The sequence below is a fragment of the Mesohalobacter halotolerans genome, assembly GCF_006120725.1.
GTDB classification, from domain to species: Bacteria; Bacteroidota; Bacteroidia; order Flavobacteriales; family Flavobacteriaceae; genus Psychroflexus; species Psychroflexus halotolerans.
Window position 1 is genome coordinate 431,237 of record NZ_SWMU01000003.1, and the last position, 22,460, is coordinate 453,696.

The window sequence follows — 22,460 nt, forward strand, 5'->3', positions numbered from 1 at the left end:
AATGAATCCTTAAATGCTTTTACTGTATAAGTAGCACATTAGTTCTTCAAAATTATCGTTTTAATGATGAGTTGTTAAGGCGTTTAACCTAATGTTAACATGTAATCATATAGTTATTTTATTAATATATTTAATATAGTTTAGTTAGTATTTTATAATTTATACTGCTTATCTTTTGACTTAATTCTTTATATTTTATATTTTCTATAATAATGTCTGCTTTTTTTATTTTAATCTTTTCATCCATTTGATTGTCTATGCGTTTTATAACATCGTTTGCAGAACAGTTATCTCTTTTTTGGACGCGCTTGATACGCACTTCTCGAGGAGCTGTTACTAATATTATACAATCAAATTTATCTTGTTGTTCATGCTCAAAGATGAGAGCAGATTCGTAGAGTATGTATTTTGCTCTCTGCTGACTTAACCAGCTTTGAAAGTCTTTTCTGACTGCCGGATGAACGATACTGTTTAAGCTAGCTAACTTTTTTGAGTCATTAAATACAATATTTGACAAATAAGTACTATTAAGGTTTCCATTAATATCGTAAGATTGATCTCCAAAACTTTTTTTAATGCGTTTGATTAAATTTGAGTCGTTTTGCATTAGGCTTTTTGCTTTCTTATCTGCGATATAAACTGGCACATTGAGCTTTTTAAAGATCTCTACAACTGTGGTTTTTCCGCTACCTATTCCACCAGTTATACCAACGACTAAAGGCTTTTTCATGGCTTTTGTTTAACGAGGTAGTCTACTTTATTAATTTGAAGTTTTGGATTGAGTACGATTTCAGAAGATTTTACAAGTTGAGGAATCATTATTGCATCCTCTTCATAACGCTTTTTATAATCACAAACAACCTGAAAATCTAAATCAGATATTTTATCGTAAGATTTTAAACTCACTAAAAATGACACCTTAGCTTTATTTGGGTATGTACTCAATTGTAGACTATCAGGAACATTTACGGTTTCAATATCAACCATTAAAGTCTTTTCTGAAAACTTTTCTACTGGCAAAAAATAATTTACATCAGGTACTGAGGCTTTGATTTTGTCGGAAGGCATTTTTAAGTCAATTTTACCAGATAATGTATCTTTAATATTTTTTAGAATTAATTTTTCACTTCTTATATAATCTATATTTTTAAGTTCATTATTAGGACCAGAAATAACAACAGAATCTGGTTTAATTTTAATGTTATCTAAAGTATTGTAACCTGACTTAAAGCTCAAGTCAGCATCAACTTTTACGGGTATTTTTTTTGTTGTTTTTTTTCGATAACCAAAACTGATAAATAGCTCTTGAATTTCTATATTATCATTTTTAAACCCATATCTATTTCTAATTTTCTTTTTTAGTTCGGTTGAATTTACTTTTGAATGGAGTGTATCTTTTTTTAAGTCTTTAAAACTTAAAGTGATTTTTTTATCAGAAAGATTGTAAGTCCATAGTTTAAAACCGTTTGTCTTTAAAGTAATCCCGATAGATTTGACCGTTGTATCGACAACCACATGATTTGGAATATTCACCAACTGGATTTTTATATCAGTGCTGAAGGTATAAGACTTTACCAATTGTATTGAAAACCACAACACAAAGGTCAATACCAAAAAGGTCAAATAGGCGTTGTAGTTTTTGGAAAACAAAGATTGGATGAGGTTAAGTATTTTCATTAATCAAATTTAAAGAATAAAAAAGGATATCGTTTTTGTGGGTTTCTTTTAAAAATAAAAATAACCAAAGTACTTTTTAAAAAAGCAAAACCATATCCAAAGAATTGAATGCAAATTGCCACTAGTCCATACATGGCGATTGTCACACTTTTACTTCGCATTAACGCATCAACAAATACAAATATAAAATACACAGCATAAAGCATCAAAAATGAGAATATGTTAAAACCCAACAAAGCTATAGCTATTATCATACCTAAGCTGAATAAGCTTGGTAAATAGTAAATCAGTTTATGCGATTGTGGATGCCATAAGTTGAGAATCGGTCTTACAAGGCCAAATTTATAAACTTGTTTATAAAAGCCCAACCAATCTATCCTTCTTTTATGATAGACATAGCATTCAGAGAAAAATGCAGTCTCAAAGCCCATTTTCTTGAGTCGTAAAGACAAATCCGGATCTTCACCAGGATGGATAGATGAAAATCCACCGGATAGCTGAAAAGCTTTTTGAGATAATCCCATATTAAAACTTCTGGGCTGAAAGTTTTTGTGGTGTGAGCCTTTACCTCTTATACCTCCAGTTGTCCAAACTGAGGTCATGGCGTAATTTATAGCTTTTTGAGTATTAGTAAAACTCTCATGAGCGCGATCTGAACCGCCAAAACAATGCACAAATTTATGGCTTAAATGATATTCTAAATTTATGATGTAATTTGCGGGCAAAAGTACATCACTGTCCAAAATAATAAAGTAATCAGAGTTTGCTTTTTGCATCCCGTAATTTCTGGAATTTCCAGGTCCGGAATTTTCTTTGTAAAAATACGATATAGATAATTTGTTTTTAAAATCATTAATTATATGTTCACAAGTGTGTTCAGAGCCATCTTCAACAATAAGAATTTCACATCTATTTATATGTTTTACCTTTAAAAAAGAATCGAGTAATTCTTTTATTTCTTCTGGACGATTATAAACAGGTATTATAAATGAAAAATCAAAATTCATAGGGTAAAGATAGATTTAATAAAAAAATCCCAAAGCAAAATTGCTTCGGGATTTTATTTAATTAAAACTTATAAAAAGGACTATTCTTTGATAAACCTGAAGTTTTCAGATAAACCATTTATAGTTACATTCATAATATAAGTTCCAGCTTGTAAAGCCTCAACTTTAAGCGAAGGTGAAACCGTATTAGGTGTTTCAGCCATTACTTGTTGTCCAAGCATATTATACACTTTGACACTTTCTACTTGACTTGTAGTGTGAAAGTTTAGTTCGCTTGCAGTAGGATTTGGATAGAAAGAGAAATTATTACTATCAAACTCAGTTGTTCCAACAGTTGTACTACTAAAGTAAACATTATCAACATAAGCTGTAACTGCTCCAACAGGTAAACCAGATATAATGACTTGCTGTATAGAATTAGTTGCCGTTAACAAGTTATTAGAATCTGTAACAACTGCAGGGTCAGCAAAATCTGTTAATGGTATCTGTAAACTTACCCATTCTTCTTGAGCGATAGAGAAAGCAATTTCACCTTCAACATTTGATCCTAAATCTACTAACTTCACTCTAAAGGTAGTTGCATCAGGCGACCAAACATCAATGTGGAAAAAGTCCATACCTGAGGCATCAATAGGGTTTGTCACAGTTTCAGCACCGGCAAAGTCTAAATCAGTATAAAGTTTAGTGTCATTACCCTGAATTTGGATATCTGCTAATTGCGCAGAAGACCATGACGTTAACCATGTATCAACCGGAACATCAGTATAGACACCGCTAAACATACTAATTACATTTGCTGAATCTTCTGTTGGATCTGGTGCAGGTGCTGCCGGTTCAGGCTCAACAAATGGCAACTCTACTAGATCGCCACCTGCCGGAAGGGCTACCCATAATCCAAAGGCTGCACCATTCTGATTAAGTGAAGGATCCAAGAAACCGCTTGCTAGTACGCTTATAGCTTGATCTCCTAAGCCAAGCGTTTGTAAAGGGGCTTCATAAGTGGCTACTACAGTAGCGTTATCAGCCGTTTCAACATTGAGGACATAGTCTGCAGTTGGAACATCTACATAACCCTGAAATTCAGGATAAGACATGTTATCTGCTAAAGTAGATGGTGGAAGCGTTGTTTCAACAACATCAACCATTGGTGCGTCAGGTGATCCGTGGTTTATCAATAAACTTGTTTCACCTGCATTAGTCGAAGCTTGTTGAGCTCCTGCAAATACATCAAGATCAAAATCAATAGTATTCACCGAATCATCAAATTGAGCAGGGTCCAATACACCATTAGCAACAACTACATAAGTTTCATCTGCTGTTAGTGTGGTATTTAGATTAAAAATACTATCAGAAACGTCTGTACTCGTTCCTGGTGCAATATCTATATCTATAGGAGATCCTGCAGGAACATCAACAAAAGGCGTTGCTGTTCTGAATTCAAAATCGTCTAACAGCAGTGTGCCATTTAAATAAACATCTACCAGATTTGCAGCTGGATCAGCTGAGTTATGAATTACCTGTACTGATGCAAACTGTGGTATGCTCACCTCAAATTGGATTTCTGTTTGAGCTCCACTGGCACAAGAATTTGAAATATCAGAATCAAGCGTAATATACATAAACCCTGAATTTGCTGTTAAGGTAAGACCGGTAAGGTCAGCAGCAGTTACATTGTCTACATCAGAATTAAATAATACGGTTCCTGTATCGTCTTGACCATCATAGATGATCAAGTCATCATAAGTTCCTCCTGAGAAAGTATTAACTTCAACAGACCCTTGTAAAAACTCTATCTGTAAAGGCGAACCATCTGAAGATTCAAATAACCATTCTTTGAATTCATTACTATCATAACAATATGCTTCACTCTCTATATTGCCTGGCGATAATACAACTGCAGCTATTGATGTTGTAAAACTAGTAGCGGAGGTCCATGAACTAATATCACCACCACCACAATTACTCCTGACGTAGGCATCGTAATTTGTGTCTGGTGAAAGCCCATTTACTGAAACAGTAAATACCCCATTATTAACAGACCCGGAATCAATTGCGTTAAAAGGATCTGGTGCATCACCTTCTGCCATAATTAACCATTGGTAACCGTCAGTAGCTGTGCTTAGGGGCTCTTCGTCCCAAGTCAGATCAGCTGAGTCTGGCGTGATATTAGATGTGGTTAAATTTTGAGGTTTAATACAACTAGGTGCTTCATCTACTGAGATTTCATCAATAGCAATATCAGAATTAAAGTTTGGACCTCTAACAGCTTTAAATCTAATGTCGACTGTCTGACCTGAGAAAGCACTTAAGTCAACAAATTGCTCGATAAAAGCATCGGCGTTGCCGGACTGCTGTTCACCTGAAATACTAAATACTTCATTATAAGAGGTGTCAGAAACATCTTTTACTTCAACACTTAATGTTCCCATATCGTCTCCAAACATATGGTAGAAAAAAGTTAAGAACGGATTAGTTAATGAACTAAGGTCTAATTGTGGAAGGTTTAAAAATGCTTCATCGCCGGCATCTCCTTCAGAAGCTTCTGTATACATATAATTTCCACCCACAGAAACATCATCACTAGGTCCTGTTGAAGCAGAACCAGTTTCGCCAGTTATAGCCATCCAGGTAAAGGTGTCACCATCATTAGCTGGAGATCTTGAAAAACAAGGATCTAAGGCATCCTGATCGTAGGTAAACGTACCGCTTGGGTTAGGTGTAAAATTACTACCATCAAAATTTTCACTTAAAGGAGCACTTACTACATCGCATAAAGTTGAAAATGCAAATGGACCGGCTAAGTTTGATTCTGATGAACCACTACATATAGCTTTAACATAGTATTCATAGGGTGTTCCACTATTTAGACCGGACAAAGAAACACCAAGTGTTCCATCATCATCAGCTACCGTTGTCCCTTCAGTAAGCGGGTCAAAATTGACATCACCCCAAACTACTTCCCATTCGGTTTCAGCATCACCTGCTGTCCATGTAAGGTCAGCTGAAGACGTCGTTATATTTTGAGCATCCAGGTTTGTAGGCTCCTGACAATCTATAAAGTACAATGAAAATTCAACTGATGCTTCTCCACTATCAGTCCACACCATGGCGTAGTAGTCATTTCCTTGAGTTAGCCCCGATATTGATCCAGAATCATTATTTATACAATTTCCCGTTAACTCGGTTAAGTTATCACAATCCGGCCCTTCAAAAATTGTTATTCCAGGCGAACCGGTAATAGATTCAAATTCTAAATTTGAAGCCGGTGCTGTAAATGTATACCACACTCCAGAATTGCCAAAAGCATCGCAATCTACAATTTCTAAGGGTGTTTCTGTAGCAGCAACTGTTGATAGACTCGTAACATTAGTGTTACTTGAAGTTATGGAAAGCGGTAAGGCTTCAGGACAATTATCATTTTCCGGAGGACAAGCCTCTTGAGTCAATGCGCTACTTGTAAGCGTGCAATTTGCATCATCATCATCTACAACTGTTACGACAACATCAGTACCATTAGTAAAAGGACCAACCTGAACAGTTGATGGGTTTGTAACCGGAATAGTGTTTGCATTTTGGTCATTAGATACTGTTAACGAATTAGCACTTCCCATATCGGTAACTTCCACATCAATTAAAAAGCCGCCACTATTATCACAGTCATTAACCACAGTATAATTTACAGTAGCATCAGTACAGGAATTTTCAGAAATGTCTAAATCATAAGATGTTGATTGTGGAGCTGCCCATGTAGCTACAACCACGTAATAAGTAACGCCACCTGTTAAATCTATATCAAGCTCTCTATCGTTAGAATTAGAATTTCCTTCAAAACCAACACATACCGGCGTGTCATCTATACAGCCTTCCATAACATGGAGTCCGGACCAGGTATCACTTAAGTTAGATAGAAGAAAATTGTAATTACCATCTGAGGATGGTGTAAACGAATAAACGACATCATCACCACTCATATAGAATCCTGAACAATCACTTGAACCATTATCATACTCATCACCATAGTTGGCAGTATTGTCTGATGTACTAAATGGTAATGCATTTATGACAATAGGATCTGAACAGTCTACACCAGCATTACTTGATGCCGGAGGCACATATGTACCTACAGAGGTAGCAACTGTTTCTAAGGTAGGATTACCGGGATCATTACACAATCCCACGGCATTTAGATCATCAATAGTACCAAATGACCACTCACTTAAAGTAAACGTAGTATTAGGACCTTCACCATCATTCCTTGCAACCCAGCTGTCACCATATTCCCATGGCTCACCGGAACCATCTATGTCTCCTCCAAATTGGTCAATAACAACATCACCTGCTACCTCGACAAGGCGATAAGAATCGTCTCCATTGTGAGATATACTGCCATCTTCAATTGCATTAGATGTTGAAATGCCTGCGCTAGGGAATTCTGTTTCTAAAGTGGGAATATCTCTACCCACGTAAACAAATTCATCTGTTCTACTTCCTAAAGCAGACAGGTCAATGTCAACTCCGTTTGACCAGGGATTGGCATTTGATCTTCTGACTAACTTGTAATCAGCCATATCTACCGTGCCTGACACGTAAAGTTCTACAAACTTACCATCACTACCACATGCATCCACAACGGATGTTATCACTGGCGTTTGAGCGTAAGAAGATAATGCTAACATTAATGAAAGCATTAATAAATAATAATGTTTCTTCATAATTTAATATTTTGTTAATCCATCAAATATATAAATAATTAATCAAAAATTATAATGCTAAAAGATTTTTAGTGATATTCGTTTTGTTGCTATTACTAAATCAGGCCCGTCATACATATATTTAAGATATTGTATCATAATCAATAGTACTGACTCTAACTATTTAAATATCAAGTATACTCACCTTGATTTAATTATACATTAAGATTAAATATATCTACCTTTATAGAAGCATTTAAAATAAAAATATTTTTACTTTTTTTACTAGTCGTGTCCGACTAAGATATGAGATTTTAGATATAAGATTTTAGATAAATTTTAAACATCTCATTATCAATTATATAGATATCAAAAAAGTAATTTATTAGCGTTCTATCGATCTTGTACTATAGCAAGGTATTATAAAATTAAGTTCTCAAATCGTTCATTATAAGTACAAAGCATGGGTTTTATGAATTTTAAATCGGACAACAATGTTTTTTTACTATTATTTTATTAAACTAATTAGGATTAAATGATAATATGATATTGTTCAAATGTCTAATTCTTGGTATGATAGAATCTCTAAAGAGCTACCCTCGTTTAAAAGAAGGTTTAACTCATATGAGTCTTTTGCAAATGCTGATTGGTCGTATATTTTAAATAAAAAAGATCTTCAAAAAATTAATCAAGCAAAATATCTTAAGCATATGGTTTTGATGAATCAAGGGAATCAAAACTTTGAAATCAAACCTTTACCAAAGTTAACACAAAACACTTATGTAAAAGATATAGCTATATTAAAAATTAACAAAGATGATAAAATAGTTATCTTAGCTGGAAACGATTTCGTTACAGATGCTGAATTTACTTTATATGATGGATCTAACGGTCATGTTTTAAAATGGAACACAGAACAAGAAATATTTGAAATTATACCATACAGTAAAACTGGTTTTATAGCAGACAAAAATGTAAGAGGAATTGAGAAAATAAAAATTTCAAATCAATCTCATCTGTTAATTTTCAATAATAATTCAAATATAGAATCTTTTAAACTTGAAAATTTAAAGTCTTTAAATTTATATTAGGTTTTTTATGGTTTAAATAAAAAAGCCTGAAGAACAAATCTTCAGGCTTATTAAATTATTTAATGAGGTTGTTCTTATTCCTTTATCACTCTAAAGGTTTGTGAATTACCACTAATAGAAACTTTCATCAAATAAGTTCCACTGCTTAAAGCGTTCATATTAATATTAACAGATAAGTTTTCATAATCTTGACTGAAAACCTCTTTACCTAGTATATCAAATACTTGAACAGATTCAATTGGGTTTGCGGAATCAATATTTAATATAGACTCTACAGGGTTAGGATAATATTTAAAATTATCTTCAGAGAATGCCACAGTAGATATAGTACCGGCAAATACATCAAAATCAAACGGTACTTCTACATCAAGACCGTTTTGACAAGAGCCATAAATATCAGACTCCAGTAAAATGTAAGCAGCTCCGGAATTGGCTGTTAGAGAAACCCCAGATAAATCAGTGCCATCGACATCAGAATCATAAAGTACAGGCGATGATACATCGAAACCGTCAAAGACTCTGAAACGGTCTGTTGACCCAAATCCATCTTCTATAGTACCACCGTTAAATACAACTTCAACAGCTGTAGTTCCATCTGAAGATACAAACAACCATTCTTTGAACTCATTGTTGTCATAACAATATGTGTTATTGATGGCAGGATCATTAACAATTACACTCACAGGTGTTATGGCAGTGGTAAAACTCTCTGGCCCTACCCAGTTACTAACATCTCCTGGACCACAATCTGCTCTGACATAGAAGTCATAATCGGTTTCAGAGTTTAAACCCGTTGCCGTAAATGGTACACTCACGTCTTCAAAAGTTGGTACTCCTGTAGGTGTAGTACCCGCCAAAACAACTTCTACATCAAAGTTGGTTTCACTTGAGCCCGGCTGCCAATTGAGATCGGCAGTCGTATCACTTACTGATAAGACTTCTAGATTTAAAGGGTCGAAACAAGTTGGAGCCTCGTCAAAATTGACATCATCTATAGCAACATCTCCGGCAAAACCATCTCCTCTTGTGACCCTAAATCTGACTTGAATAGTTTGTCCAACATAGGGTGACAAGTCAACAAAAGTTTGTATCCAATCATCTGTTTCAGAAGATTGTTGTTCTCCAACTATGGTTAAGACGTCTAAATCTAAAGTTGATCCATCATCAATATCTATACTGAGTTGGTCTATTTCTGCACCATACATATGATATCTAAATGATAATGCTGGTGTTGACAAACTTGATAAATCGACTTCTGGTGATAAAACTATGGCTTCATCTCCTAGCAATCCTGAAGACGCTTCTGTAAAAAGGTAGTTTGCTCCTGAAAAAGCAGCGTCTGGTCCAGTATTTGCTGAAACTGTATCCCCTGTACCTACGTCCCAAGTAAAAGCACCTGAAGAAACATCTTCCCAACAACCGTCTTCAACAAAGTCAACATTAAAAGTAGTAGAAATTGTAAAGTTTTCAAAGTCCTCAAAATAAGGCGTTGGGAAAACATCACATAAGGTTTCAAAACTCACTGCAGGAGATAATTCACTTAGTCCATCAGCCGTACCACAATTGGCTTGAATATAGGCTTCTAAAAATGATGAACTCGGTAAGCCTGTCACATTATCTGAAGTCACACCAGCTGCTGTTGAACCTGAAGCAACAGGTGGATCTACAGCAGGATCATCGCCTGCATTAAAGATAAACCAATTGTAACCTGCTGAGGCATTTCCAATAGCATTCCAGCTTAAGTCAGCTGTATTTTCAGTAATATTTGTAACAGTTAAACCCGTTGGTGTTAAGCATGAAGGGGCTTCATCGACTTGAAAATCATCTATGGCAATATCACTACCAAACCCATCTCCACGAACAGCTCTAAATCTAATCTGAACGGTTTGACCAGCATAAGCTGATAAGTCTACAAACTGTTCAATCCATGGTTCATTTCCGGCTGTTTGTTGTTGTCCAGAAAGTGTGAAGACAGCTAAATCATATCCACTACCGGCATTAACATCTACATTAATTGTTCCTATATCTCCACCAAACATATGATACCAAAAAGATAACGCTGGATCAGATAAAGGAGATAGATCTATAAGAGGTGATACCAAGAAAGCTTCATCACCAAGACTTCCATTTGAGCTTTCAGTAAATACGTAATTTGCTCCACTGTTAGCTGAATCTGGACCAGTTCCGGTTGAACCAGTAGTTCCTGTTCCTGTACCCCAGAAATAATCCGGGCTTTCAGGATCTCTACTCCAACAATCATCAATAGCATCTCCGGTGTTCCCAAACCCTGTTCCAGGAACCCATGATGCAGATTCAAAGTCTTCTGTAATCGGAGCAGAAAACACATTACAAGGTGTTGTAAATGAAACAGGTAAAGATTGATCACTCTGCCCATCTGCACCACAATCTGTAGTAATGTAGGCATCGTATGGTGTATTATCTGTGAGGCCTGTAGCAATTGCAGATGTATCTCCACTGCCCGCTACACCTGAATCTACAGGCGTAGCAGTTGCAGGATCATCGCCTGCATTAAATACAGCCCATGAATAACCATTTGTGGCATTTGGTATACTTGACCAATTTAACTCTGCTGAGTCGGGTTGCAAATTGACAACTTCAAAAGTTGATGGTAAGCTACATAGTTCTGTCGTTGTAAAACTAATAGGATTAGTCAAATCACTTTGCCCATCAGTCGCTCCACAATCTGATGCCAAATAAAAGTCATAATCTGTTTCTGGCGAAAGGCCATCGGCTATTCCCTGTGAAGTACCTGCAGCAAATATCCCGGTCGAAACCGGTGTATCCACAGCTGGGTCATCTCCGGCTTCATATATCTCCCAAATGTAACCATTTGTCGCATTGCTTACAGCGTTCCAAGACACTTCTAATGAATCCGCAAAAACATCTACAACACTTACATTACTGGGTTTAGGACATGTGGGTGCTTCTTCTAACCTCACGTCGTCTATAGCCACATCGTCATAAAAGTCTGTGCCATTGTTTTCATCTACGATAAAGGCAATTTGCGCATCACCGGTAAAAGTTATAGAGGAAAGTTCTACTTGAATCTCTTCCCATTCACCATTAAGGGTGTTTGAATTGCTGGTATAGACTTCATTCCAAGCCGCACCATCCCAAATTTCTACACTGAAGTCAACATTGGTATTCCCTTCATTGTTGCTGATGAGATAAAAACTCAAAAATGGCACACTTAAAGGAGAAACATCTATGAGTGGTGAATGCAATCTCGTATCGGTGACATGTGGAGCAGAGTCATCTACCCAAGCAAGACCTCCATTACTTTGTGTAGATCCGCCTAAAGTACCGTTATCTCCAACATGACTAAAGCCCGGTGGCACAGTGAATAACCAATCTTTATCAGTATTACCGGCTTGAGTCCAACAAGTCGGGATATCATCACCGTTAGACTCAAAATCTTCTAAAAATGGTGCCAGGAATGCATCGCAAGCCGTATCGAACGTAAATGGCGAACTCAATGCACTAACACCAACTGTTGAACCACAATCAGATTCTACATAAAAATCATAAGTTGAACTTGCCATTAGACCGGATATATCAGCTGTCAAAACACCGGTCGCCACAGAACCTGTAGCTACTGGTGTATCTGAAGTTACATCTGCACCCTGGTCAAAAACAAACCAATTGTAACCATCTGTAGCCTCTGTGACATCATCCCAGGATAAGCTGGCAGTAGTTGTTGTGACATTATTCAATACAATATTTTCAGGTGCCGAACATGGGGGATTGGTATCTATAACACTTATACCAAATTCACCGGGGGCAGTAGTACCCCATTGATCAACTTGAATATAATATGTATCTCCTGCGGTGAGTCCGGTGAGATTTATAATAGAATTAAATCCTACAACAATACCGCCATCTTGATTACAGCCAATATCTGTACCCAATGTTAATGGATCTGTACAGTCTGTTGGCGCTGCATAGACCGCAATTTCTGTATCTGTAAGGCTTGCTCCTGCGATATCGGTAGAAACCTCAACTTCTCCGGAGGCTGGTGCCACAAATGTAAACCATACTGAACCATTGATACCACCATTAAAACAATCGGGCACAGGTTCATCAGTTTGTCCGGTTGCTGCTAAATTGTTGTAAGCATCACCCGGTGGAATGACACCAACGGTTAAAGGTATGGCATCACAAATATCATCATTAGCAGGAGGTAAAGCCAAAGTTGTAAAAGTTGAAGGTCCCTCGGTTAATGATAAACCATCTGCATCACAATCTGACGTAATGTAGAAATCATAATCTGTATTATCCGTTAAACCTGTTAAACTTAAGGTGTTTGTACCAAAAGCTTCGTTTCCGTTTTGAAACGGCGTATCTGTTGCCGGATCATCACCGCTCAGAAACAATTCCCAAATATAACCGTTACTGGCATTAAAAGATTCATCCCATGACACATCAACTGCATCAACGGCAATGTTTGTAAATGCAACATTTGTAGGGCTTGGGCAAATGGCCAAAGTAGAAAATGTAATCGGACCGGCTAAATCTGATAAGCCATCGGCATCACAATCGGAAATCAGGTAAAAATCATAATCTGTCAATTCGCTTAAACCTGTTGCTGTACCGGTAGTCGTTCCAGCCGGGAAAGTTCCTGTTGCAGCAGGAGTATCCACAGCGGGATCATCTCCTGTTTCATAGGCTTCCCATATGTATCCGTTTGTAGCATTAGCAATTGCACCCCATGACACTTCAACAGAATTTGAAAACACTTCAACAACAGCAAGATTTGCCGGTTTAATACAAGTTGGTGCTTCATCTACGGAAAAATCATCTATGGCCATATCGCTGGCAAATGTATCGCCTTTAATTCCTCTAAATCTTATTCTTACTGTTTGACCGGCATAGGGTGCTAAATCAACAATTTGCTCCACAAAAGGATCTGATAAAGCAGTTTGTTGTTCACCGGAAATGGTAAACACATCTAAATCGAAACCTGTACCGGGATCTACATCTACGCTTAAAGTTCCCATTCCTGCACCAAACATATGATACCAAAAGGTTAGCGCCGGTGCATTAAGGTTTGATAAATCTATCAAAGGAGAAACCAAAAACGCTTCGTCTCCGTCTATACCATTTGAACCTTCGGTATAAATATAATTTGAACCACTATTTGCAGAATCAGGTCCGGTCCCAGTTGAGCCTGTTGTACCTGATCCGGTACCCCAAAAGAATCCTGATCCATCAGGTGTTCTCTGCCAACAATCATCAATAGCATCACCAGCATTACTAAATCCAGTTCCAGGTACCCAAGATGCAGATTCAAAATTTTCTGTAACAGGGGCTAAAATGGCTAAACATGGCGTTGTTACAGTCACCACATTAGACAGTTCACTCGTGCCATCGGTATCACAATCTGCTGATACATAAACATCATAAGTTGTGTTATCAGAAAGTGCAGTAACATTGGCTGTAGTTGTTCCAAAAGGTACAGACCCTGTTGATACTGGCGTATCAACTGCTGGATCATCACCTGAGTTAAACACAGACCATGAGTAACCACTTAATGCATTAGGAATTTCAGTCCAATTGATATTAAAAGAATCTGCTAGTAAGCCATCTATAGTGACGTTGGTTGGCGCTGGACATAAAAAATCTGTGGTAAATGAAACTACATTACTTCTTTGACTTAATCCATCTGTAGAACCGCAATCTGTGATCACATAAAAATCGTAATCAGTTAGCTCTGAAAGTCCATCAGCATTAACTGTGTTAACGCCTGAACCTACTGTTCCGGTTGAAACTGGTGTATCAACATCTGGGTCTGCGCCAGCTGCAAAGACTTCCCAAATGTAGCCATTCTGATCATTTGGTGCTAAGTCCCATGAAAAATCAGCCGATGAGCCAAAGGCTATATCTAACTGAACATTAAAAGGTTGTTCGCAGGTGATATCTATACCACCTGAAATAACGATTTCAAAATCGGTAACAGATCCCCAGGAGAATGAACCACATGGGTCTAAAGGTAAAGTTCCACCTTCCCATTGCATTACACGCATTCTTGAATTACCATTAAGTGCGTCATTAGGAACTGTAATTGAAAAGGATTGAAGTGCAAATGGAGGTGTTCCATTTACTGTTCCTATTGATTCACTCGCTTCAAATGTGCCATCACTGTCATAATCTATCCAGGCTTCACCAGCACCAGCGAAATTACCTCCACAGGTCCCATATTGAACATCTACTGTGTAAGTATTTCCAGCCACAATGTCAGCTGTTTGGGAACCCGTTTGATCATCTACTCCAGCTACACCGTTACCAGCATTTTGACAACCTAGGTAAGCAATTGTTGTGGTTTCTCCGACTAGGTCGACAGATTCAACATTAGAGTCAGAGGTAATGGATGGTCCGCCATCTGTACAATAATCTTGTGCATTGATTTGCCAACAAGTGATTAACAAACCAAAGATGAGTATAATTTTTTTCATAAGTTAAATGTATTTTAAATGGACGTTAAATTTATACAAATGTTATGAAGTACCAAACTTCATTTTAAGTTTTAACTTTACAAAAAAACCCGAAGCCTTTCAACATCAGGTTTTCCAAACTATAAAAAAATTTTATTTTTTATTCTTCTGTAAATTTATTGATGATTTCTTCACTGACTCCCATATTTGAAAATCCGCCGTCGTTGTATAAGTTTTGAAGAGTAACGCGTTTTGTCAAGTCAGAAAATAAAGTAATCGTATAGTCTGCACAATCTTGAGCCGTGGCATTGCCTAAAGGAGACATTTTATCAGCATAAGCGATAAAACCATCAAAGCCTTTTACACCTTTACCCGCAGTAGTTGGCGTAGGCGATTGAGAAATGGTATTGACTCTTACGTTCTTCTTTTTCCCAAAATGATAGCCAAAACTTCTGGCAATAGATTCTAAAAATGCTTTATTGTCTGCCATATCATTGTAATCCGGGAAAACGCGTTGTGCTGCCATATAAGTCAATGCTACGATACTACCCCATTCATTCATCGCGTCTTTTTGATACAAAACTTGCATAACTCTATGAAAAGACATGGCTGATACATCAAGTCCTTTGTGCGTCCATTCATGATTTTGTTCTGTGTAATGTTTACCTTTTCTGACGTTTATAGACATTCCTATAGAGTGTAAAACAAAGTCTAATTGTCCTCCTAAAATTTCCTGAGCTTTCTCTATCAAATTTTCAAGATCTTCAGTTTTTGTAGCATCAGCTGGTATAATCTCAGAACCTGTTTGTTCTGCAAGTGTTTTAATATTTCCCATTCGCATTGCTATAGGTGCATTGGTTAAAACGAATTGCCCACCTTCTTCGTGAACACGTTCTGCTGTTTTCCAGGCGATAGAGTTTTGATCTAGAGCTCCAAAAATGATTCCTTTTTTTCCTTTTAACAAATTATATGACATGAATTTGATTTTAGATTTGTGATTTGTGATTTGTGATTTTTAAAAATGCTTATTCAATTAAAGAATCAAATATAACCATTTTATCAATTGAGCAAGCTTTTGGCATGAGCTATTGCTGAAGTTGAGTTTTCATCTCCTCCTAACATTTGAGATAATTCTTTTATTCTTTCGTTTCTCCTTAAGTTTTTTATGTGGGTTTGTGTTTCAGATTTTTCTATTGTTTTCAGGACTTTAAGGTGTTGTTGCCCTTTAGCAGCAATCTGAGGCAGATGAGTAATAGATATCACTTGCATCCGACGACTCATTTTATGCATAATTTCTCCCATTTTAAGGGCTATTTCACCAGATACACCCGTATCAATTTCATCAAAAATGATACTGGGTAAATTTTCATAAGACGCCAGTGTGCTTTTTACAGCGAGCATCATTCGGGACATTTCCCCGCCAGAAGCTACTTTGTGCAATGGTCTAAGTGGCATACCTTTATTTGCAGAAAATAGCCACTCAATGTGATCTTTACCGTATTTATGGCATTTTTCAGTTTTAGTCAGCCTGATCTCAATCGACGCATTTTTCATTCCCAATTGCCCGAATAATATGAGTAATTGTTTTTCTAAAGTTTGAATTGATTTTTTTCGACTTTTAAACAATTTGTCTGATAAGCTTATTAAGTTTTCATCAAAAGCTTTTAATTTGGTTTCTATAGAAATGATTTCTTCATCAATATTTGAATATTCTTGAAGTTTTAATTCAATTTGATTTTTAATTTCTATCAATTCATAATCGGTTTTTACTTGATGTTTTTTTAAAAGATGATTTATACCTTGTAATTGTTCATCAATCTTTTCTAATTTATCAGGATTAACCTCAACATCAGCTAATCGCCCTTCAAGTTCAGAAGCTATATCTTGGGTTTCTATTAATACAGATTGGAGTCTTTCTTTTAAATCATTATAGCTTGATACAGATTGTGATAAGCTTTGCAAGCGCTGGTTTATCTTGGTAAGCTGGTCAAAAACCCCGTATTCTTCTTGCTGTATAATATTTATAGATTCTGATAGATCGTTTTGGATATCTTCAGCATTTTGCAAGTTATTGTATTGGTCTTCCAGTTCTGCCAAAAGACCTTGTCGAAGATTTGCAGATTCTAATTCGTCAAATAAAAATTGATTGTAATCCTGGCGTTGGGTTGCTTCTTGTTTTTCAAGTTTTAATTGTTTTAATTGGGACTTCAAGGAATTGAAGGAAATGAACGTATTTTGATATTGTTCAAAAACCTTTACATTATTTCCTATTTTATCTAATACATGATATTGGTATGAAGTTTCTGATATTGATTTTGATTCATTTTGACTGTGTATATCGACCAAAAAGGGTTTTAAATCCTGAAGAACCTTTAACTTGACTGGTGTATCATTGATAAAAGCTCTGGTTTTTTGCTTGGTTATTTCTCTTCTAATAATGCTCAATTTATCATAATCAAGGTCAAATTCTTTAAACACGGACTTAAGGTTAAAATTTGACAGATCAAATTCGGCTTCAATTATGCATTTTTCATTGGGCTCTCTCAAACTCTCTTTATCAGCACGATTACCTAACAATAATGATAACGCGCCTAGTAATATTGATTTCCCGGCTCCTGTTTCACCGGTGATAGTGGTAAAAGATTCTTCAAAGTTGAGCTGAATATCTTTAATAAGCGCGTAATTTTTGATGTAAAGGGATTTGAGCACTTTTTTAAATCGTATATAATGAGAGGTAAATATAAATATTCAGAATTATTTAAGCGAAATAAGTTGAACTTAATCAACTTATAAATCTAATATTTGATTCTTCTCCATTTATTATTATGCACTGGAGCTATACGGTATAAGTATTCTTTGGTTTGAGCTATGTTCATTTTTGGACCACCATTGAGTATTTGCTGAATTTCTCCAGCTTTTGTATCGAAGAAAAGTCTCAATAAAACGGAATTTGGCCTCGCATCATTAACCGCTTTAAGTAGTGCTATACTCTCTAGAATATTCTCTTTGGCCTTCCGAGTATCGTTGTGCATCACATCTAGACCTTTAATATGGTAGTCGTAAAAGGCTTGTCTAAATTGAGCAAAATTTTGAGATAAAATATCATTGTTGAGATTAAACCTTGAAAATCCTACACCAGCAGCTTGCCATCCGGCTCCTGCATTGGGTTGAGCAGCATTTACAATTTGCCGAGCTGTTTCGTGATACGAATCTCCTCCATTCAGCGAAAACGAATCTGCTTCTAAACCTAATATCGTGTACAGGTAAAAACTCACTACAGAAACCAAATTAGACTGATAATTATTGACATCGTAAATTAAGGGTTGACTTTCGGTATAAGAAAAATTAAAATCTTGGTCTTTAACATTAATGATTGGTGTTTTAATAGTAGACCCAAATATTGGTCTTGAAGCTTGAACTTGTATGTTCGCCTGAAAACGATCTGAGTCGTAGCTGTTTATCGTAATAAAAAAACTACAATCTATTTTTTGCAACTCTGAATAGTCTTTGTTTGTAAATGCAGTTTGGTTAATAAATTCCTGTAAGGATTTTTCTAAAATATCAAAAATCCTTAGCCTGGTTTGACCAGTTTGTCTAGCATCAATAGTAACTGTAGAATTAAATTCTTGGGAATAAGTCGAGCCAAAAATCAAAAGCGTGAGTATTGAAAAAAGTATTTTACGCATTGTCTTTACCATCAGATATAAAACTTAAGATTTCATTAAATATATCTTGCGCCACTTCAGGTTTTGGCTTAATATCAAAACGCTTGATATTATCTTTTGTTATAATACTGATTTTATTCGTGTCATTTTTAAACCCTGCACCTTTATCTTGTAGAGAATTTAGCACAATAAAATCTAAATTTTTCTTTGCCAACTTTTGTTTGGCATTTTCAACTTCGTTGTTGGTTTCTAAAGCAAATCCAACTAAAAATTGATGTGTTTTGTTCTGACCAAATGTTTTTAAAATATCAGGGTTTTTTACTAAGTCTATTCTAAACGTATCTTCAGTTTTTTTAACCTTTTGATTCTGATATGTTTTGGGCCTGTAATCTGAAACAGCAGCAGAGGCAATCGCAATATTGACACTTTCAAACTGTTGCATAGCATGGTCAAACATTTCTTGAGCGGTATTGACCTTCACCAACTCTAAATTTGGATGAGACAATTTTAAATGTGTGGGTCCCGAGATTAAAATAACTTTTGCACCGAGGTTTAATGCGGTTTTTGTCATTTCATACCCCATTTTACCACTAGAATGATTTCCGATGTATCTTACAGGATCTATCGCTTCATAAGTTGGCCCTGCCGTAATCAATACTTTTTTACCGTAAAGGGGCATTTTTTTGAAAAGATGCCGAGAAATAAAATTAACAATGTTTTCAGGTTCAGCCATTCTGCCCTGACCTTCTAGTCCGCTGGCCAACTCACCAGATTCGGGTTTAATAATAGTATGTCCTGATTTTGAAAGTTGATTGAGATTTGCTTTGGTAGTGTGATGTTGATACATTTCCAAATCCATTGCCGGAGCAATATAAACAGGACAGGTTGTCGACAAATAGGTAGTAATCAATAGGTTATCAGACTTTCCTGAAACCATTTTTGATAATGTGTTGGCTGTTGCTGGTGCTATGAGCATCAAATCTGCCCATTCTGCTAACTCAACATGATTGTTCCAATTTTTTTCTCGGTCTGTAAAACTTGAAACAACTGGATTTTTTGAAAGTGTCGATAAGGTTAAAGGCGTAACAAACTCTTCAGCGTCTGGTGTCATAACACATCTGACTTTGGCGCCCGATTTTATAAACAACCTGACAAGGAATGCTGTTTTATATGCTGCTATTCCGCCTGTGACACCTAATAATATGTGTTTGCCACTTAATGCAGACATCTATAGTTCTGTATCGTCTTGTTGAGTGTGTCTGAAATAAATCTTGTCTTTCAACCATTCATCCATTGCGATAGCATGAGGTTTAGGTAATCTTTCATAGAATTTTGAGACTTCAATTTGTTCTTTGTTTTCAAAAACCTCTTCCAAACTTTCGTTATGCGTGGCAAATTCTTCTAATTTTTCAACCAATTCTTTTTTTAAGTCTGTGTTGATTTGATTAGAGCGTTTAGCAATTATTGAAATAGCTTCATAAATATTGTTTGTTTTTTCGTCGACTTTATTTTTGTCGGTCGTTTTTGTGCTGATTTCAGCATCTTGGTAATTGAGTTTTGTATTCATAACAATGTTTATTGTTGTTCTGTATTATTAGTTTCCATTTTTTTTATCCTTAAGTTAATGTCATTGGCATAATCTTGAGCTTGATCTAAAAATTCTCCTTCTGGATAACGTTCTTTATAATCTTCAAAATAACTTAAGGCAGTTTCTAAACGATCTTTCATTAAGTTTATAAAACTATTGATAGCCAATAAGTAAGCCGATTCGAATCTATAAAAATAAGTCTGCTCTTTAAAAGCAGAACCTGGGTATTTGACCAGATAATTATTAAAATCACTTATAGCTGCTTTATATCGGTAGGTATGATGATATTGTTTTGCTATTTCATAATATTTTTTCTCTAGCTTAAATCGAAGCTCCTGTAGCTTTTCATTAGCTTCATCAAAATATTGACCATCCGGATACTCATTAATGTATAGTTGTAATTTGTTAATGGCTTTTTTGGTATCTATTTGATCTAAGCTATATCTTGGTGATTCGTGATAGTAACTCTCCGCACTCTTAAATACAGCTTCTTCTGCTTTTTGACTCGTGGGATAGGCTTTGGTAAAACGTTCAAACTTATAGCCAGATAGTAAATAATCTCCAACGGTATAATAAGCATTAGCTGTATTAAACTGAATGATTTCAGCCTGAGGTTTACCTTGTAGTGTAGGCAAAATTTGTTCATATAGCTTAATCGCTCTAGTTAACTTTCTGTTTTTATTTTCTTTTAAACCTTCTTCGTAAAAACGATTTGCTAAATCAAATTTGGGCTTAATATCTTTTTGCTTCAATACCTTTTGGTATTCACTACAAGAGGTAAGTAAAACAAAAGCAAATAATATGTATATAAGTTGTCTCATAAATAATTTTGCAAAGCTAAGAATTAAAGCTTTAACTAAAAAATAATTAATTTATTACCTACAATGATGCTGGAGTTTAATAATCTAGTTTTTTAATAAAGTGTTTAAGACGTAAATCTAAATCATTATCTACATTGACCAAAGGTAGTCTTAAATAATCGTGACTAAGTCCAAGTTGTTTAAATACACACTTAATACCAGCTGGGTTTCCTTGTTCAAAAATCATATCGATGGCAGGTGCAATTTTATAGTGTAACTCAAAGGCTTCTTTACTTTTGCTTTGCAAACCTAAATTTACCATATCTGAAAACAACTTAGGAAATCCCTGAGCTATAACAGAAATTACACCGGCACCACCACCTAAAACCATAGGTAATGTAAGCATGTCATCCCCAGAAATAACCAGAAAATCATCTGGCGAGTCATGTATAAGTTGATATGCTTGTAAAATATCTCCTGCGGCCTCTTTAATTCCTATGATGTTGTCAAAATTATTTGCCAACTTTACAACCGTTTCAGGTAAAATATTTGAGCCTGTTCTGCCTGGTACATTATACAATATAAGAGGTTTGGGACTAGCCTTTGATATGGCTTCAAAATGAGTATAAATTCCTCTTTGAGTAGGTTTGTTATAATAAGGTGAAACAGACAATAAAGCGTCAAAATCTGTCAAATCTGTGCTTTCAATTTCTTCAATAAGCGCTTGAGTATTATTGGAACCCATTCCTAAAACTAAGGGTAATTTTCCTTGATTTGCCTCGATTACAGTTGTTTTGACAAGCTCTTTTTCATTTTTATTTAAAGTGACACTTTCTGCTGTTGTACCCAAAACGACCAAATAATCTATGCCGTTTTTGATTTGAAATTGAACAATTTTTTTAAGAGACATCACATCAATATTGCCATTTTTGTCAAAAGGTGTAATTAATGCAACGCCAGTTCCTGTAAATTTACGATCTGCCATTTCCTAGGATTTTATGGTATTTTAAAATTTCGTCTCCAAACAAAGAAGATTCGTATCTATCTAATTTAATTGATAAATGGTAAATGTTATTTTCATACTGTCCCAAAGAGATCTTATAAGCCTGATTAGCTATACTTATAGCATAATCTTTAATAAATGAGACTTTTTGACTTAAATCTATCAACATATCTAAACCACTTAAATCTTTATGTAATGAGGGGTTTTTAATTTTACCAAAAACATCAAATGTACTTTTGCTGAGACTATAAGCCTTATCTAGTTTATGATTTTTTTCTAAAACAAAGATGATAAGTTGAACCTGATCACCCAAAGTATATTTAATTTTTGTGATAAGATTATCATCAGGAATATTTGAGGCTAGACAAAATATGCCAACTTTAGAAAATGATTGTGGGTAATATTTAAGACCAGTCGCCTTTTGGTTAACAGACGTATTGCGACGAATGTAAAAGGATTTTACTAAATTTATCATTGTGGTCAAAA

General features: G+C 35.6%; 14 protein-coding genes. 1 reads left to right on the forward strand and 13 read right to left on the reverse strand.

Translation table 11 applies throughout. From position 1 onward, the window contains the following. Positions 1–130: 130 nt before the first annotated feature. From coaE to FCN74_RS09095, 4 genes are all read right to left on the reverse strand, one after another. Entirely contained in the window at positions 131–730 is a 600-nt protein-coding gene (coaE, locus tag FCN74_RS09080; RefSeq protein ID WP_138932273.1) for a dephospho-CoA kinase, read from the reverse strand. Next, positions 727–1,677, reverse strand: coding sequence for a CdaR family protein (locus tag FCN74_RS09085; RefSeq protein WP_138932274.1), 951 nt, complete (start codon positions 1,675–1,677; stop codon positions 727–729). Before FCN74_RS09085 ends, coaE begins: the two co-directional genes overlap by 4 nt. Further along, complete coding sequence (locus tag FCN74_RS09090) at positions 1,677–2,684, reverse strand: glycosyltransferase (protein WP_138932275.1); 1,008 nt, start codon at positions 2,682–2,684, stop codon at positions 1,677–1,679. The genes FCN74_RS09085 and FCN74_RS09090 overlap by 1 nt, the downstream gene beginning before the upstream one ends. An 80-nt stretch (positions 2,685–2,764) precedes the next feature. Then, positions 2,765–7,396, reverse strand: coding sequence for a fibronectin type III domain-containing protein (locus FCN74_RS09095; protein ID WP_138932276.1), 4,632 nt, complete (start codon positions 7,394–7,396; stop codon positions 2,765–2,767). Positions 7,397–7,932: 536 nt separating this feature from the next. Between FCN74_RS09095 and FCN74_RS09100 the strand changes: the two genes are divergently transcribed. After that, positions 7,933–8,466 (forward strand): hypothetical protein, encoded by a 534-nt coding sequence (locus FCN74_RS09100; protein ID WP_138932277.1) that lies wholly within the window; start codon positions 7,933–7,935, stop codon positions 8,464–8,466. Between the two features lie 74 nt (positions 8,467–8,540). On the opposite strand, the gene FCN74_RS09105 is transcribed toward FCN74_RS09100, so the two are convergent. The 9 genes from FCN74_RS09105 to FCN74_RS09145 form a co-directional block, all read right to left on the reverse strand. Beyond that, entirely contained in the window at positions 8,541–14,939 is a 6,399-nt protein-coding gene (locus FCN74_RS09105) for a T9SS-dependent choice-of-anchor J family protein (protein ID WP_138932278.1), read from the reverse strand. 139 nt (positions 14,940–15,078) lie between these two features. Beyond that, positions 15,079–15,894, reverse strand: a complete 816-nt coding sequence (locus FCN74_RS09110; RefSeq protein WP_138932279.1) for an enoyl-ACP reductase FabI — start codon at positions 15,892–15,894, stop codon at positions 15,079–15,081. A gap of 83 nt (positions 15,895–15,977) precedes the next feature. Continuing rightward, positions 15,978–17,627: a DNA repair protein RecN gene (recN, locus tag FCN74_RS09115; RefSeq protein ID WP_171047152.1), complete on the reverse strand. Its 1,650-nt coding sequence runs from the start codon at positions 17,625–17,627 to the stop codon at positions 15,978–15,980. 86 nt (positions 17,628–17,713) lie between these two features. Then, complete coding sequence (gene porD, locus FCN74_RS09120; RefSeq protein ID WP_138932281.1) at positions 17,714–18,604, reverse strand: type IX secretion system protein PorD; 891 nt, start codon at positions 18,602–18,604, stop codon at positions 17,714–17,716. Beyond that, positions 18,597–19,811, reverse strand: coding sequence for a bifunctional phosphopantothenoylcysteine decarboxylase/phosphopantothenate--cysteine ligase CoaBC (gene coaBC / locus FCN74_RS09125; RefSeq protein WP_138932282.1), 1,215 nt, complete (start codon positions 19,809–19,811; stop codon positions 18,597–18,599). The genes porD and coaBC overlap by 8 nt, the downstream gene beginning before the upstream one ends. After that, positions 19,812–20,150 carry a DNA-directed RNA polymerase subunit omega gene (locus FCN74_RS09130; RefSeq protein WP_138932283.1) on the reverse strand — a complete coding sequence of 113 codons (339 nt, stop codon included), beginning with the start codon at positions 20,148–20,150 and terminating at the stop codon, positions 19,812–19,814. Positions 20,151–20,158: 8 nt separating this feature from the next. Next, entirely contained in the window at positions 20,159–20,992 is an 834-nt protein-coding gene (locus tag FCN74_RS09135) for an outer membrane protein assembly factor BamD (RefSeq protein WP_138932284.1), read from the reverse strand. 76 nt (positions 20,993–21,068) lie between these two features. After that, the gene (dapA, locus tag FCN74_RS09140) at positions 21,069–21,956 is read right to left on the reverse strand and encodes a 4-hydroxy-tetrahydrodipicolinate synthase (protein ID WP_138932285.1); all 888 of its coding nucleotides are present in this window, start codon (positions 21,954–21,956) and stop codon (positions 21,069–21,071) included. Continuing rightward, a complete protein-coding gene (locus tag FCN74_RS09145; RefSeq protein ID WP_138932286.1) occupies positions 21,943–22,449 on the reverse strand; it encodes a DUF6913 domain-containing protein in 507 nt (168 codons plus the stop codon). The genes dapA and FCN74_RS09145 overlap by 14 nt, the downstream gene beginning before the upstream one ends. Between the last annotated feature and the right edge of the window lie 11 nt (positions 22,450–22,460).

Excerpts from the sequence above, each read along its gene's own strand:
- FCN74_RS09085 (WP_138932274.1), bottom strand. The coding sequence starts at position 1,677 with ATGAAAATACTTAACCTCATCCAATCTTTGTTTTCCAAAAACTACAAC.
- FCN74_RS09130 (WP_138932283.1), bottom strand. The coding sequence starts at position 20,150 with ATGAATACAAAACTCAATTACCAAGATGCTGAAATCAGCACAAAAACG.
- FCN74_RS09105 (WP_138932278.1), bottom strand. The coding sequence starts at position 14,939 with ATGAAAAAAATTATACTCATCTTTGGTTTGTTAATCACTTGTTGGCAA.
- FCN74_RS09145 (WP_138932286.1), bottom strand. The coding sequence starts at position 22,449 with ATGATAAATTTAGTAAAATCCTTTTACATTCGTCGCAATACGTCTGTT.
- FCN74_RS09110 (WP_138932279.1), bottom strand. The coding sequence starts at position 15,894 with ATGTCATATAATTTGTTAAAAGGAAAAAAAGGAATCATTTTTGGAGCT.
- FCN74_RS09095 (WP_138932276.1), bottom strand. The coding sequence starts at position 7,396 with ATGAAGAAACATTATTATTTATTAATGCTTTCATTAATGTTAGCATTA.
- FCN74_RS09090 (WP_138932275.1), bottom strand. The coding sequence starts at position 2,684 with ATGAATTTTGATTTTTCATTTATAATACCTGTTTATAATCGTCCAGAA.
- porD (WP_138932281.1), bottom strand. The coding sequence starts at position 18,604 with ATGCGTAAAATACTTTTTTCAATACTCACGCTTTTGATTTTTGGCTCG.
- FCN74_RS09135 (WP_138932284.1), bottom strand. The coding sequence starts at position 20,992 with ATGAGACAACTTATATACATATTATTTGCTTTTGTTTTACTTACCTCT.
- coaBC (WP_138932282.1), bottom strand. The coding sequence starts at position 19,811 with ATGTCTGCATTAAGTGGCAAACACATATTATTAGGTGTCACAGGCGGA.
- coaE (WP_138932273.1), bottom strand. The coding sequence starts at position 730 with ATGAAAAAGCCTTTAGTCGTTGGTATAACTGGTGGAATAGGTAGCGGA.
- FCN74_RS09100 (WP_138932277.1), top strand. The coding sequence starts at position 7,933 with ATGTCTAATTCTTGGTATGATAGAATCTCTAAAGAGCTACCCTCGTTT.
- dapA (WP_138932285.1), bottom strand. The coding sequence starts at position 21,956 with ATGGCAGATCGTAAATTTACAGGAACTGGCGTTGCATTAATTACACCT.